Raw genomic sequence first — 15,298 nt, forward strand, 5'->3', positions numbered from 1 at the left:
CCTTCCACTAGCGGCTTTCCATTGGGCTTCCGACCGGTGTCAACCCCGCCACAACGGCAAGGCCGGAGCGGTGCATAAGCCAGGCCATCAGGGCCTTCTGGGCGTGAAGCCGGTTTTCGGCCTCGTCCCAGACAACCGACTGCGGGCCGTCGATGACGCCGGCGGCGATCTCGTAGCCCCGGTACGCCGGAAGGCAGTGCAGCACGACGGCGTCCGGCGCCGCGAGCTTCATCGCCGCCTCGTCCACGGAATACTCACGGAACAGCCGCAGCCGGGCTTCCTTCTCGTCCTCCTGGCCCATCGACACCCACGTATCAGTGGCGACGACGTCGGCGCCCAGGAGCGCCTCGGCCGGGTCCACGGTGACCAGCACCGAGCCGCCGGTCTCCGCGGCACGGTCCTCCGCCGCGGCGATGATTTCCGGAGAGGGCAGATACCCGTCGGGGCCCGCGATGCGGACGTGCATGCCCGCGGTGACGCCGGCCAGCAGGTAGGAGTTGGCCATGTTGTTGGCCGAGTCGCCGAGGTAGCTCATGGTGAGGCCCTTGAGCCGGCCCTTGTGTTCCTTGATGGTGAGCAGGTCCGCGAGGAGCTGGCACGGGTGGTAGTCATCGCAGAGGGCGTTGATCACCGGAACGCGCGAGTTCTCCGCCATGGCGACGAGGCCGGAGTGTTCCCCGGTGCGCCACACGATGGTGGAGACCATGCGCTCCAGCACCTTGGCAGTGTCCTGCACGGACTCTTTGTGGCCGATCTGCGCCTCGCCCGGGTTGATGATGAGCGCGTTGCCGCCCATGTCGGCCACGCCGGTGGCGAAGGAGACACGGGTCCGGGTGGAGGTCTTGTCGAAGATGACGGCCACGGTCTTACGGCCGTTGCCTTCCGCGGCGAAGGGCTGCACGCTGTACGGAGCGGCCTTCATCCGGACGGCGAGGTCAAGGACTTCGGCCTGCTCGGCAGGGCTGAGGTCGGTGTCTTTGAGGAAATGGCGGGTGGGTACGGGTGTTGCAGCGGGGGCGGTCACTGGGCGTCCTTTGCGGTCTGGAGGATGGCGGGCAGCGCTGCGAGGAAACGGTCGGCCTGGGCAGTGGTGAGGATCAGCGGCGGCGCGAGCCTGATCGTGTGCGGGCCGGGGCTGTTGACAATGAAGCCGGCATCGAGGCCGGCGGTGACCACACCGGGGGCTACGTCGGCGTCGAGGTCGAAGCCGATCAGCAGCCCTTCGCCGCGGACCTCGGTGACGCCGTCGATCGCGGCGAGGCCGGAGCGCAGGTGCTCCCCCACATCCCGGACATGGTCCAGGACATGCTGGCTTTCGAGCACGTGCAGGGTGGCCAGGGCCGCCGCGGTGGCGACCGGGTTGCCGCCGAAGGTGGTGCCGTGCTGGCCTGCGGTCAGCAGCGAGGAGACCTCCGGGCCGAAGGTCACGAGGGCGCCGATCGGGAAGCCGCCGCCCAGGCCCTTGGCGAAGGTCACGGCGTCGGGCACGATTCCGGCGTCGCCGCTGGCGAGCCACTTGCCGGTGCGGCCGATGCCGGTCTGGACCTCGTCGAGGATCAGGAGGGCGCCGGCCCGGCTGGTGGCCTCACGGGCCGCCTGCAGGTAGCCGGCGGGCAGCGGCCGGACGCCGGCCTCGCCCTGGATCGGTTCGAGGAAGACGGCGGCAACGGTCTCGTCCACGGCGGCGCGGAGCGCGTCGATGTCACCGAACGGGATGTGGACGACGCCGCCGGGCAGCGGAGCAAACGGTGCCCGGTAGGCCTCCTTCGCGGTGAGTGCGAGGGCACCCATGGTGCGGCCGTGGAAGGCCCCTTCCAAGGCGATGATCCTGGTCCGGGGCTTCCCGTTTCCTTCCGTACCGGACCGGGCATTACGGCGCGCCAGCTTGAAGGCGGCCTCGACGGCTTCGGTGCCGGAGTTGGCGAAGAACACCTTGGACCCGGCGGGCGCGTTGGAAATTTCCAGCAGCTTCTCGGCCAGGGCAATCTGGGTGGGGCTCGTGAAGAAGTTGGAGACGTGGCCCAGGGTGGCGAGCTGGCTGGAGATCACCGAGGTGACGAACGGGTGGGCGTGGCCGAGCGCGTTGACCGCGATCCCGCCCAGGAGGTCCAGGTACTCCTTGCCGTCGGCGTCCCAGACGAGGCAGCCGGCGCCGCGGACGAGGACCCGCTGCGGGGTCCCGAAGACACCCAGCAGGGAGGATGAGTAGCGGGCCAGCCACTCAGCCCCGCTACCCGTTCCAGTCATGACGGACGCTTTGGGGGCCCCATCGCTGCTGCGGCCTTCAGGGGAATGGCTCAGTTCAGTGCTGTTCACTATGCGTTCACTTCCTCGTCCGGGACGACCTGCGTGCCGATGCCCGCCGTCGTGAAGGTTTCCAGCAGCATCGAGTGCGGCAGCCTGCCGTCCACGATGTGCGCACGTTCAACGCCGCCCTCCACGGCCTTGAGGCAGGCTTCCATCTTCGGGATCATGCCGGACTCAAGGCCCGGCAGCAGTTCGCGCAGCTCCGAGACCGTCAGGGAGGAGATCAGCGAGGAGCGGTCCGGCCAGTTGGCGTAGAGCCCTTCGACGTCGGTCAGGATCACGAGCTTGGAGGCGCCGAGCGCTTCGGCCAGGGCGGCCGCGGCGGTGTCCGCGTTGACGTTGAGGACCTGGCCGGTGGTCTGCGCCTGCTTTGCTCCTGGGTCGCCGCTGCCGTCATCGAAGATTTCCGGGGCGACAGTGGAGATCACCGGGATCCGGCCGGCGGCGACGATATCCAGGATGCCGTCGGGGTTGACGCCGACCACTTCGCCGACCAGGCCCAGGTCCACTTCTTCGCCGTCGACGACGGTGCCGGTGCGGACGGCGCGGAGCAGTCCGCCGTCCTCCCCGGACATGCCGACGGCGTAGGGGCCGTGGGAGTTGATCAGGCCGACGAGTTCGCGGCCCACCTGGCCGGTCAGGACCATGCGGACCACGTCCATGGCCTCGGGGGTGGTGACCCGCAGGCCGCCCTTGAACTCGGATTCGATGCCGAGGCGGCTGAGCATGGCATTGATCTGGGGGCCGCCGCCGTGCACCACAACGGGGTGGATGCCGACATGGTGGAGGAATACGACGTCCTCGGCAAAGGCGCGGCGCAGTTCCTCGTTGACCATGGCGTTGCCGCCGTATTTGATCACCATGGTGGTGCCGGCGAAGCGCTGGATCCAGGGCAGGGCCTCAATCAGGGTGCCGGCTTTGCTTTGGGCGTCGGACATGGAGGTGTTCTCGCGGGTCTGGGTGTTCATGCTGGTCGTCCTTCTGTCCGTCCTTCCAGGAGGATTAGCTTGAGTAGGCGCTGTTTTCTTCGACGTAGTCGTGCGTGAGGTCGTTGGTCAGGATCGTGGCCTCGGCCTCGCCGGCCTGGAGATCGATCTCGACCAGCACCTCCCGCGGTTCCAGGTCCACGAGGCTGCGGTCCTCGCCGATGCTGCCGTTCCGGCAGATCTGCACGCCGTTCATGGAGACATTGAGCCGGTCCGGCTCGAAGGCCGCGTCGGTGGTGCCGACGGCGGAGAGCACCCGGCCCCAGTTCGGATCCTTGCCGAAGATGGCGGCCTTGAAGAGGTTGGAGCGGGCGACGGCGCGGCTGACGATTTCGGCGTCCTTCTCGCTGGCGGCGTTGAAGGTGCGGATCGCGATGTCATGGCTGGCGCCCTCGGCGTCGCCGATCAGCTTGCGGGCAAGCTCGGCGCAGACCTGCGTCAGGCCGGCCCCGAACGCGGTGGCGGAGGGAACGACGCCGGACGCACCGGAGGCGAGCAGCACCACGGTGTCGTTGGTGGACATGCAGCCATCGGAGTCGGCCCGGTTGAAGGTGACGCGCGTGGCGTCGCGGAGCACGACGTCGAGCATTTCCGGCTGGACGTCGGCGTCCGTGGTGAGGACCACCAGCATGGTGGCCAGCCCGGGGGCGAGCATGCCGGCGCCCTTGGCCATGCCGCCGATGGTGTATTCGTTGCCTTCGGCGTCCGTTCCGGTGAACACGGCCTGCTTGGACACGGTGTCGGTGGTCATGATGGCGGTGGCCGCCTCGGCGCCGCCCTCGGGGCTGAGCGCGGCCGCCGCGGCGCCGATCCCGGCAAGGATCTTGTCCATCGGGAGCTGCTCGCCGATCAGGCCCGTCGAGCAGACGACGACGTCGGTGGCGGAGATGCCCAGCGCGGCGGCGGTCTTCTCTGCGGTGGTGTGGGTGTTCTGGAAGCCCTGGGGACCGGTGCAGGCGTTGGCTCCTCCGGAGTTCAGAACGACGGCGTCCACCCGTCCGTCCTTGGCGACTTCGCGGGACCAGTGCACGGGGGCTGCTGCCACCCGGTTGGAGGTGAAGACGGCGGCGGCAGCCTTGGCGGGTCCGTCGTTGACCACGAGGGCGAAGTCCGGGTTGCCGGAGGCCTTCAGCCCGGCGGTGACCCCGGCGGCGCGGAATCCCTTGGGTGCGGTGATGCTCATGGTGCGACTCCCTGCAGGTTGAGGCCGGCGTCTTCCGCCAGGCCGAGGGCGATATTCATGGACTGCACGGCGCCGCCGGCGGTCCCCTTGGTCAGGTTGTCGATGGCGCAGCAGACGATCACCCGGCCGGTGTGCGCGTCAAGCGCCAGCTGCATGACGGCGTGGTTGGATCCCTGCACGGATTTGGTGGTGGGCCAGCGGCCTTCCGGGAGCAGATGGACGAACTGTTCGTCGTCGTAAGCCTCGCTCCAGGCGCGGCGCAGTTCCTCGGCGGTCACGCCCGGACGCACCTTCGCCGTCGCCGTCGTGAGGATGCCCCGGCTCATCGGAGCCAGCGTGGGCGTGAAGGACACGGTGACCGGGGCGTTCAGTGCCTTGGAGAGTCCCTGTTCGATCTCGGGGGTGTGCCGGTGGCCGCCGCCCACGCCGTAGGGGTTCATCGAGCCCATGACCTCGGAGCCGATCAGGTTGACCTTGGCGGCCTTGCCGGCCCCGGAGGTGCCGGAGGCGGAGACGATGACGACGTCCTCCGCCTGCAGCAGGTGGTTGCTGAAGCCCGGGGTAAGTGCCAGCAGGGCCGAGGTCGGATAGCAGCCCGGCACGGCGATCCGGGTGGCGCCGCGGAGGGCCTCGCGCTGTCCCGGAAGCTCGGGGAGGCCGTACGGCCAGGTTCCGGCATGCGGCGATCCGTAGAATTTCTCCCAGGCGGCCGGGTCCTCGAGGCGGTGGTCGGCGCCGGCGTCGATCACGACGGTCCCGGCCGGCAACTGCGCCGCGATCTCCGCGGACGCACCGTGCGGCAGCGCCAGGAACACGACGTCGTGTCCGGACAGGTTTTCCACGGTGGTGTCTTCGAGGATGCGGTCCGCGAGGCTATGGAGATGGGGCTGCAATTCCCCTAGTCTGGAACCGGCATTGCTGTGGGCCGTAATGGCGCCGATCGTGACATCGGGATGACCGGCCAGGAGCCGCAGCACCTCGCCGCCGGCATAACCGCTCGCGCCGGAGACGGCAACAGAAATAGTCATAGGCACGACTATACAGCAAGAGTATGCATAGATGTCGATATTTATGCATGAACTCATGCGTGTCCGGAAGTTCCGGCGGCAGGCTGTCCGGCCCCGGCCTGGCACGCCGGAAAAACCGCGGGGCGTATCCTAGGTTAAGGGTGATCCAGACCGTGCAGCCGCGAATGTCGGCTGCAGCGTTGCCCGTAACAGTTACGAGGCAAGTGTTTATGACCCCCACCGCCACCTCGGAGCGCCCGAAATCGCGTGTCCGACAACCCAATGCCGTCGTCCTGAGCTACTCGGAACTCCTCAAGAGCGTCAAGGCCGCCGGCCTCCTCGAGCGCCGCGTCGGCTTTTACGTCACCGTGTTTTCCTGCCTGGCCCTCCTGATGACCGCCACCTGGTTCGGCTTCGCGCTGATTGGCGACAGTTGGTTCCAGCTCCTGATCGCCGCCGCACTGGGCATCCTTTGCACCCAACTGAGCTTCCTGGCCCACGAGGCCGGACACCGCCAGATCTTCGCATCCCGGCGGGCCAATGACTGGGCCGCCCGGCTGCTCGCCACCTCCGTGGCCGGCATCAGCTATTCGTGGTGGGAGCAGAAGCACGGCGCGCACCACAACCACCCGAACGTCATCTCCAAGGACCCGGACATCGCCACGGGCGCTATCGCATTCTTCCCGGAAGCCGCAGCGACCCGGCAGGGCCGGTTCTCCTTCCTGACCCGCAAGCAGGGCTGGTTCTTCTTCCCGCTGCTGTTCCTGGTAGGCCTGGGCCTCCAGATCGATTCGATCAAGTTCATCTTCCGGCGCGCCAAGGTCACGCACCGCTGGGTTGAAATCCCGATCCTCGCGGTCCGCCTCAGCCTGCTGCCGGTACTCGCGTTCACGTTCCTGCCGTGGGGCATGGCGCTCGCGTTTATCGCGGTCCAGCTCGCCATCTTCGGGTTCTACATGGGAGCCTCCTTCGCCCCGAACCACAAGGGCATGCCGGTCCTGCCGGCCGACAGCCGCGTGGACTTCTTCAGCCGGCAGGTCCTCACGTCACGGAACATTTCCGGTGGCCGCTTCATGGACATCCTGCTCGGCGGCCTCAACCGCCAGGCCGAGCACCATCTCTTCCCGGACATGGCCCGCCCGCAGCTGGACAAGGCGGCCGTGATCGTCCGCGAGTTTTGCGCGAAACACCAGGTTCCCTACACGGAAACCACGCTGCTGCAGTCCTACGGCATCATCGTCCGTTACCTCAACGAGGTCGGCCTCTCCGCCGGACGGCACTTCGAGTGCCCGATGGCCACCGTTACCCGCCGCTACTGAGCTGCAGCTGAGCCGGCGCCCCCGGCGCCAGGCCGCGGGCTCAACAGCATGACCACGAAGTGACGGCCGGACATCCGGCCGTCACTTCGTCATTTCCGCCGCTGTCCTAGGATGGTTTCAGGATCCGGGCCAGGAAATCCCCGCCCGGAAAAGGGAGACTTATGATGCACGCAATCCTTGCCCGGCAGTCGGGCGGCCCCGAGGTACTGGAGCTGGCAGAGACAGAGCGTCCGGTCCCGGGCCCCGGCCAGTTGCTCATCAAGGTCGCGGCGGCAGGCGTGAACTTTATCGACACCTACAAGCGCAGCGGCATCTACAAGGTGCGGTACCCCTTCATCCCCGGCTCCGAGGCCTCCGGCACCGTCGAGGAACTCGGGGAAGGCGCCACCGGCTTCGCCCCGGGCGACCGGGTCGCCACAGCCGAGGGCATCAACTGCTACGCCGGCTACGCCCTCGTCGATGAGGACAAGGCGCTCCCCGTCCCGGAAGGCCTGGACGACTTCACAGCCGCCGCACTCCCCCTGCAGGGCGTGACGGCCCACTATCTGATCAATTCCACCTTCCGCGTCGAGTCAGGCCACACCGTGCTGCTCCACGCAGGAGCCGGCGGCGTCGGCCTGCTCCTGATCCAGCTGCTCAAGGCCAAAGGCGCGAACGTCATCACCACCGTCTCCACGGATGAGAAGGAGCGGCTGGCCCGCGAAGCGGGCGCCGACCATGTGCTGCGCTACGCAGGCTTCACCGCCAAGGTCCGGGATCTGACCGACGGGACCGGCGCCGATGTGGTGTACGACGGCGTCGGGAAGGACACCTTCGACGGCTCCCTCGCCGCGCTGCGCGTCCGCGGCACCCTCGTGCTCTTTGGCGGCGCCTCCGGTCCGGTCCCGCCATTCGATCCGCAGCGGCTCAATGCCGGCGGCTCGCTGTACCTGACCCGTCCGACGATGGCCCACTACCTGCGCGACGCCCAGGAACGCCGCTGGCGCTCCGGCGAGGTCTTTGCCGCTGCCGCCGACGGGAACCTCAAGGTCCGGATCGGCGCCCGCTATTCGCTGGCTGAAGCGGCCAGGGCCCACGACGACCTGGAGCAGCGCCGCACCACCGGCAAAGTCATCCTGGTGCCCTGAAGCGGGCGCACGGTTCAGCAGGCCCGCGCCGTGACCGGCACCACGGCAGGCGAACATCAGGCGAACCGCCGGCGAACAATGGCCGAACAACCGGCAAACCCGGACACCTTTTGTTCATCTGCGCCAGAGATAATCCCCCTGTGACTGAACAGCAACCGCACGACCGGAACCGCCCGCCTACAGACCTCGTGTACCGGGCGCAGCTGCCGGGCGCCCTGGCGGCGCCGCCGGAGCGCACGCTGATCGACATCCTCCAGGACACCGCCCACCGCTTCCCGGACGCCTCGGCCCTCGACGACGGCCAGAGCTCGCTCAGCTACGCCCAGCTCCTGGCGGAGGTCCGGTCCACCGCGACGCAGCTGCACATGGCCGGGCTCGGCGCGGGCGACAAGATCGGCGTGCGGATTCCGTCCGGTACCAACCAGCTCTACATCTCGATCCTGGCCGTGCTGATGGTGGGCGCGGCCTACGTTCCGGTGGACGCCGACGACCCGGACGAGCGGGCGAAACTTGTCTTTGGCGAAGCGAACGTCGCGGGCATCCTGCACGGCGGCGGCGAGATTGTCACGGACGCCAAGCGGCCCAAGCCGTTCCCTGCCGGGAGGCTGCCAGGCCCCGACGACGACGCCTGGGTGATCTTCACGTCCGGCTCGACCGGAACCCCCAAGGGCGTCGCCGTGCAGCACCGCTCCTCGGCGGCCTTCGTCGACGCCGAGGCCAGGATCTTCCTGAAAGACGAGCCGATCGGGGCACAGGACCGCGTCCTCGCCGGGCTCTCCGTCGCCTTCGACGCGTCCTGCGAGGAAATGTGGCTCGCGTGGCGCCATGGCGCCTGCCTGGTGCCCGCTCCCCGGGCGCTGGTGCGGACCGGGATGGACCTCGGCCCGTGGCTGATCAGCCACGGCATCACGGTCGTCTCCACGGTCCCCACGCTCGCCGCGCTGTGGCCCGTCGAATCCCTGGAAAGCGTCCGGTTGCTGATCTTCGGCGGCGAGGCCTGCCCGCCCGAGCTCGCTGAGCGGCTCGCCGTCGAGGGCCGTGAGGTTTGGAACACCTACGGCCCCACCGAGGCCACGGTCGTCGCGTGTGCGGCGCAACTGGGCGGCACCGGGCCGGTCAGGATCGGCCTGCCGCTGGACGGCTGGGACCTAGCCGTCGTCGACGCCGATGCGCTGCCCGTCGGCGAAGGCGAGGTGGGCGAGCTGATCATCGGCGGCGTCGGGCTGGCCCGTTACCTGGACCCGGCGAAAGACGCCGAAAAGTACGCGCCCATGCCCTCGCTGGGCTGGGAGCGCGCCTACCGCTCGGGGGACCTGGTGCGCTACGAGGCCGAAGGCCTCGTATTCCAGGGCCGCGCCGACGAGCAGGTCAAACTCGGCGGCCGACGGATCGAGCTGGGCGAAATCGACGCCGCCCTGCAGGCGCTGCCGGACATCGCCGGCGCCGCCGCAGCGGTTCAGACGACGGCGGCTGGCAACCAGATCCTCGTCGGTTACCTGGCCCCCGTGGCCGGCCAGGAGGTCGACCTCGCCACCGCGCGGGAGCTGTTGGGCGCCAGCCTGCCGGCCCCGCTGATCCCCCTACTCACCCTCGTGGATTCGCTGCCCACCAAGACCAGCGGCAAGGTGGACCGCCATGCCCTGCCGTGGCCGCTCACCGGCGCCGGAGCGGCCGATGCCGAGACCGCCCCGCTGAACCTCCCCGAAGATGCCCAATGGATCGTCCAACAATGGACCGCCGTGCTGGGCAGCGCCGTCGCGGACCTCGACGCCGACTTCTTCGCCTATGGGGGCGGCTCCCTCGCCGCCGCGCAGCTCGTGTCCGCCCTCCGCGTCCGCTACCCCACCATCACCGTGGCCGACATCTATGCCACCCCGCGGATCGGCGCGCTCGTTGACGCGGCCCGCCAATCGCTGCCCGAGGGCGGTGCCGGCCCCGCGCCGGAGCGCACCGTCCGGCCCACAACCCGCAAGTCCCAAATCTTCCAGACCCTGATGGGCGTTCCGCTGCACATCCTGGTGGGCATGCGCTGGCTGAGCTACCTGATGGCCGCCAACAACCTGCTGGCCGCACTGGCCGGCTTCAGCGCCGCCCCCACGATCTCCTGGTGGTGGGTCGGTGCCTCGTGGCTCGTCTTCGTCAGCCCCGCGGGCCGGATGCTGATCTCCATCGCTGCCGCCCGCATCCTGCTCCGGAACGTGGTGCCCGGAACGTATCCCCGGTCCGGCCGGGTGCACCTGCGGCTCTGGCTCGCGGAGCAGATCCAGGACCTCGCCGGTGCCATCAGCCTGGCCAGTGCCCCCTGGGTGCCCTACTATGCCAAGGCGCTCGGGGCAAAGATCGGCAACGATGTCCAGCTGCACTCGCTCCCACCCGTCACCGGGCTGCTCTCCCTCGGCAGCGGCGCCAACATCGAGCCGGAAGTCGATCTGTCCGGCTGGTGGATCGACGGGGACATCGTCCACATCGGTGCCATCCACATCGGCCCCGGCGCGACCATCGGGGCGCGCAGCACGCTCATGCCCGGCGCGACAATCGGCGCCGGGGCCCAGGTGGAGCCAGGTTCGGCCGTACTGGGGAAGGTGAAGGCCGGGCAGCTCGTCGCCGGATCGCCTGCGGAGCGGCGCGGCAAGGCCAAACATTCCCGGCCGGGCACTCCCCCTGAACATCATCTGATCGGCCGGCTCTGGTTTGCGGCCTTCGCTGCGGCCTCGGCCCTGCTGGCCCTGATCCCGTACGTCTCCGCTGCCGCCGCCGCCCTGGTGGTCTACCTGTTCATTCAGGGCAGCACCTCGCTGTCCGCGGCGCTCCCGGAGCTGGTGTTGTCCCTTCCGCTGGCTGCGCTGGCCTGGTTCCTGGCCAACCTCCTGCTCATCCTGGTCACCACCAGGCTCCTCGGCGTGGGGCTGAAGGAGGGCTACTACCGGGTGCGCAGCCGGATCGGCTGGCAGGTCTGGGCCACGGAACGGGTCCTGGACCTGGCCCGCGACCTGCTGTTCCCGATCTACGCCAGCCTGTTCACACCGGTCTGGCTGCGGCTCCTCGGCGCCAAGGTCGGCAGGAATGTGGAGGCCTCCACGGTGCTGCTGATCCCCAAGATGACGACCGTGGGCGAGGGTGCCTTCCTGGCCGACGACACCATGGTGGCGTCCTACGAACTCGACGGCGGCTGGATGAGGATTGCCCCGGCCAAGATCGGCAAGCGCTCCTTCCTCGGCAACTCAGGGATGACCGCGGCCGGACGGAACGTCCCCAAGAACTCCCTCGTGGCGGTGCTGTCGGCGACGCCTGCGAAGGCAAAATCCGGGACATCATGGCTGGGGAGCCCTCCCGTGCGGCTCCGGCGCACCGCCATCGCTTCCGACGACACGAGGACCTACGAGCCGCCTTTCCGGCTCAAGGTTGCCCGCACCCTGTGGGAGCTGTGCCGCTTTGTCCCGGTGGTGCTGACGGTCGCCATCGTGGCGGGCGTCCTGCTGGCCTTCGACTGGCTGGCCGCCGCCTTCAACTACGGGGTGGCCGCCGTCCTGGGCGGGGTGGTGGTCCTGCTGGCCGGCGCCGTGGCGGCAGGCAGCGCTGTGGTGGCCAAATGGGTCCTCGTGGGACGGATCCGTCCCGGTGAGCACCCGCTCTGGAGCTCATTCATCTGGCGGAACGAGGTGGTCGATACCTTCATCGAGATGGTCAGCGCCCCGTGGTTCGCGCGCGCGGCCTCCGGAACACCGGCCCTGGTCTGGTGGCTCCGGGCCCTCGGCGCCAGGATCGGTGCCGGCACCTGGTGCGAGAGCTACTGGCTTCCCGAGGCGGATCTCGTCACCCTGGGCAGGAATTCCACGGTCAACCGCGGCTGCGTCGTGCAGACCCATCTGTTCCACGACCGTGTTATGAGCATCGACACTGTTACGCTCGATGACGGAGCAACCATGGGCCCGCACGGGGTCATCCTCCCGCAGGCCAGGATCGGCAGCGGCGGCACGGTGGGTCCGGCGTCGCTCGTTATGAGGGGCGAGACGGTGCCCGCCGCGACGTACTGGATGGGCAATCCCGTGAGCCCGTGGGGCGGACCGTCGGTGCCTGCCCCCAAGCCCAGGTAGCCCCCGGGCCAGCGCCCGTGCAGCATCCACAGCCAGTCCAGCAACCGCAATCCCGAAGGCCGTCCCATGAGTTCCAGCGCACCATCGAGCGCACCATCCGGCAACCGCAGCGTCCCGCCCGCTGGCGTGGAAGCCGGCGCGCCGGATCCCTACCTCCCCGGCCACGGCACCACCGCGTACCGGGTCACCCGTTACGAACTCGAACTGGACTACAAGCTCAGCAGCAACCGCCTGAACGGCCGAGCCATCCTGCACGCGGTCACCCAGCGCCCGACCTCGGCCATTGTGCTGGACCTGGCAGGGCTCCGCGCCACCAGGATCCAGCTCAGCGGCCGGAAGGTGCGCAAGTTCAGCCAGCACGCAGACCAGCTCGTGGTGGTCCCCGACGCCGCGCTCCTGCCGGGTGAGGACTTCACCCTGGACATCCGCTACGAGGGCAACCCTGGCCCGCGCCGCGGCCTGTGGGGCGAAGTGGGCTGGGAAGAACTCACCGACGGCGTCCTGGTGGCCGGCCAGCCCAACGGGGCGGCGTCCTGGTTCCCCTGCAACGACCACCCGCAGGACAAGGCCAGCTACCGGATCACGGTCACCACGGACGCCAACTACCGGGCCGTGTGCAACGGTGTGCTGCTTTCCCGCACCCGCCGGTCCAGCCGCGAGACCTGGGTCTACGAGCAGGCCGAGCCGATGTCCACCTACCTCGCCACGGTCCAGATCGGCCGCTACGAGCTCCTGACGCTCAACGCGGTCCGGCCAGCCGGGCAAGTGCCGCAGTACGCGGCGGTTCCGGCGTCCCTGACCGAGGCCGCCCGCAGGGGGCTCGCGCGCCAGCCCGAGATGATGCAGACCTTCACCAACTGCTTTGGCCCGTACCCGTTCGCGGACTACACCGTGGTGGTGACGGAGGACGAGCTGGAGATCCCGCTGGAGGCACAGACACTGTCCATCTTCGGTCCCAACCATCTGTTGCAGGACTGGGAATCGCAGCGGCTGATCGCCCACGAACTGTCCCACCAGTGGTTCGGGAACTCACTGACGGCGGCGTCCTGGAAGGACATCTGGCTGCACGAGGGATTCGCCTGCTACGCCGAGTGGATCTGGTCCGAAGAGGCAGGCGTCATGCCCATCGCCCAGCGGGCGGCCGCCGCGTGGCGGAAGGTCAACGCCGCCGCCAAGGACATCCTGGTCGGCGACCCGGGGCCCGAGTTGATGTTCGATGACCGCGTCTACAAGCGCGGCGCCCTCACGCTCCACGCGCTTCGCCTTGCGTGTGGGGACCTGGCGTTCTTCGCGCTCCTTCACGACTGGGCGGACCACAACCGTCATGGCACGGTATCCACCCCCGAGTTCATCCTCGCCACCAACGCGGCGACCGGCATCGATGCGGAAGCCCTGCTGCACCCCTGGCTCTTCGAAGAGGCACTCCCGGCACTGCCGCGCTGAACCGGGTCCGGCGTTCGCCGGGGCGCCCCCTAGTACCACAGTCGTGCTTATGGGGTCTGTCCGCGGGTCTTGAAATGACAATATCGGGCGCGGTGTTGTTGTTTCGTCGCCAGGTTGAGTGTTCCAGGACGTGTTCCGGGCCGGTGGTCCGGTGCCATTGTTCGCCGATCCCGACGGTGGCACTGCCGGCACGTAGTGCAAGCCATGGGCTTCATGCCTCACCCACTTCGCTCAGCACGACATGTCAGCCGGTTCGGCCGAAATCCGGGAGATATGACCCCGGGCGTTGCAGCCGACTGTGGTCGACCACCCACAGGAGCCTGAAGTCGCGGCTGTAGACGTAGGCGGCCTACCCATCGAGTACGAAATTGGATAGGAAAATTGGGTATCTGCTTGGCTGGAGTAGGCTGACGCATGACCGATTTACCGCCGCAGATGCCGTGCGCAGGCGTGGTCTATCCCAAGACATTTGGACAGTTTCAGGACTGGTTCAGTACCGATGATGCCTGTCTGGAATACCTGGCATAGGCGTCGGCGATGTCGAAGGTGGTAATGCCCAGATCCGGGGCCTGCCGGACGCAGGCCGTGGCAGCGTCCTGGTCGATCTGCTCACCGTGCGTGCCCCAGTTCCCATAGGCCATTTCACTGATGTACATGCCGGAGGAACCAAGTTTGCGGTATTCCATGCTCCTGTTGCCTTCGGAGTCAGATCCTGACGGCGGCGACGCGGGAGGGGTCTGAAATGTCGGAAGTATGGGTCTTGCTGCCCGGGCTATGACGCGGGCTGCAGATGGGTGCGGAGTTCCTCTAAGGTCGGGGGATTTGCGCCGGGGCGCCGCACGGTGATGGCGGCGGCCATGGATGCTGTGCGTCCCAGCTGCTCCAGAACAGCGGGCGCGAGGCCATCGGTCCCGCGGGTGAGGAGTCCCAGGATCAGGGCTGCCATGTACGAGTCGCCGGCGCCTATCGTGTCGGCGACTCCGGATTTCACCGATGGGATGTTCAGCCGTGTCGCGGCTGTGGCGAGCAGTGAACCATGTGAGCCTTTGGTGATGACTGCCAGGGAGGCACCCAACCCCAGGAGGTGCGCGGCGGTGTCATCCAAATCCTCCCGGGGGTAGAGCCATTGGGCGTCCTCATCGCTGAGCTTGACGACGTCCGTCAGGTGAACCAGGTCTTCGAAGATGGATTTTGCCTCAGCGTGGCTGCCGAGCAGGGCGGGCCTGATATTGGGGTCATAGGTGACCGTGCATTCGCGACGGCACTGCTGCAGGAGTGATTTGACTGCTTCGGCGCCCGGTGCGAGAAAAGTGGCGATCGAACCGGTGTGAAGCACCTTCGGGACGTAGGCGGGAGCGACCGGTTCAAGGGCCCAGGAAATGTCGAAGTCGTAGCTGGCGGACCCATCCGCGGCGAGCGTTGATGTCGCCGACGCGGTTCCGCCCAGGGAGTATGAGCCAGGCAGGAGCGTCACACCGGCACTGCGCAGGTGCCTGTCGATGGCGGCGCCGCGCTCGTCGTCGCCAATGGCGGTCAACAGCCCGGTGTTGACGCCGAGCCGGCCCAGCCCGTAGGCGACGTTGGCGGGTGACCCGCCGGGGTATTCGCTCGTACCCTCGGGCGAGGTGACGACGTCGATGAGGGCTTCGCCGACAACGACGACGTCCAGGAACTGCCGGGCCGGGCCGGCGGCCTCGAGATAGTGCATGTCATGTCTTTCTTCAGTTGGTGTGCTGCCGGGCTCACGGGTAATGATGCGGCGTTCACGCTGTGGCGTCGGCGATGCTGCGGGATTTGATGAGGCCTTGAGTGCCGTGAGGTCGGCGGGCAGC

11 protein-coding genes are annotated in these 15,298 nt (G+C 68.2%); 4 read left to right on the top strand and 7 right to left on the bottom strand.

The window, feature by feature from the left end:
- Positions 1-7 precede the first annotated feature (7 nt).
- The 5 genes from argF to argC all read right to left on the bottom strand — a co-directional run bounded on the left by argF (position 8) and on the right by argC (position 5,504).
- A complete protein-coding gene (gene argF / locus E5206_RS15945; protein ID WP_136323339.1) occupies positions 8-1,024 on the bottom strand; it encodes an ornithine carbamoyltransferase in 1,017 nt (338 codons plus the stop codon).
- Positions 1,021-2,247: an acetylornithine transaminase gene (locus E5206_RS15950; protein WP_136323340.1), complete on the bottom strand. Its 1,227-nt coding sequence runs from the start codon at positions 2,245-2,247 to the stop codon at positions 1,021-1,023. Before E5206_RS15950 ends, argF begins: the two co-directional genes overlap by 4 nt.
- A 68-nt stretch (positions 2,248-2,315) precedes the next feature.
- Positions 2,316-3,275 (bottom strand): acetylglutamate kinase, encoded by a 960-nt coding sequence (gene argB, locus E5206_RS15955; protein ID WP_136323341.1) that lies wholly within the window; start codon positions 3,273-3,275, stop codon positions 2,316-2,318.
- Positions 3,276-3,309: 34 nt separating this feature from the next.
- Positions 3,310-4,476, bottom strand: coding sequence for a bifunctional glutamate N-acetyltransferase/amino-acid acetyltransferase ArgJ (gene argJ, locus E5206_RS15960; RefSeq protein ID WP_136323342.1), 1,167 nt, complete (start codon positions 4,474-4,476; stop codon positions 3,310-3,312).
- A complete protein-coding gene (argC, locus tag E5206_RS15965) occupies positions 4,473-5,504 on the bottom strand; it encodes an N-acetyl-gamma-glutamyl-phosphate reductase (protein ID WP_136323343.1) in 1,032 nt (343 codons plus the stop codon). Before argC ends, argJ begins: the two co-directional genes overlap by 4 nt.
- Positions 5,505-5,713: 209 nt before the next feature.
- Between argC and E5206_RS15970 the strand changes: the two genes are divergently transcribed.
- The 4 genes from E5206_RS15970 (at position 5,714) to E5206_RS15985 (ending at position 13,466) form a co-directional block, all read left to right on the top strand.
- On the top strand, positions 5,714-6,802 hold the full coding sequence (locus E5206_RS15970; protein ID WP_136323344.1) for an acyl-CoA desaturase: 1,089 nt from the start codon (positions 5,714-5,716) through the stop codon (positions 6,800-6,802).
- A 161-nt stretch (positions 6,803-6,963) separates the two neighbouring features.
- Entirely contained in the window at positions 6,964-7,929 is a 966-nt protein-coding gene (locus E5206_RS15975) for a quinone oxidoreductase (protein WP_136323345.1), read from the top strand.
- 140 nt (positions 7,930-8,069) lie between these two features.
- On the top strand, positions 8,070-12,023 hold the full coding sequence (locus E5206_RS15980) for a Pls/PosA family non-ribosomal peptide synthetase (RefSeq protein ID WP_168709368.1): 3,954 nt from the start codon (positions 8,070-8,072) through the stop codon (positions 12,021-12,023).
- A 66-nt stretch (positions 12,024-12,089) separates the two neighbouring features.
- Positions 12,090-13,466, top strand: coding sequence for a M1 family metallopeptidase (locus E5206_RS15985; protein WP_136323347.1), 1,377 nt, complete (start codon positions 12,090-12,092; stop codon positions 13,464-13,466).
- A 479-nt stretch (positions 13,467-13,945) separates the two neighbouring features.
- On the opposite strand, the gene E5206_RS15990 is transcribed toward E5206_RS15985, so the two are convergent.
- Entirely contained in the window at positions 13,946-14,152 is a 207-nt protein-coding gene (locus tag E5206_RS15990; RefSeq protein ID WP_346763454.1) for an aldo/keto reductase, read from the bottom strand.
- Between the two features lie 86 nt (positions 14,153-14,238).
- Positions 14,239-15,174 (bottom strand): carbohydrate kinase, encoded by a 936-nt coding sequence (locus E5206_RS15995; protein ID WP_136323348.1) that lies wholly within the window; start codon positions 15,172-15,174, stop codon positions 14,239-14,241.
- Positions 15,175-15,298 lie beyond the last annotated feature (124 nt).

Origin of the sequence: Arthrobacter sp. PAMC25564 (assembly GCF_004798705.1) — a bacterium.
Lineage (GTDB): Bacteria > Actinomycetota > Actinomycetes > Actinomycetales > Micrococcaceae > Arthrobacter.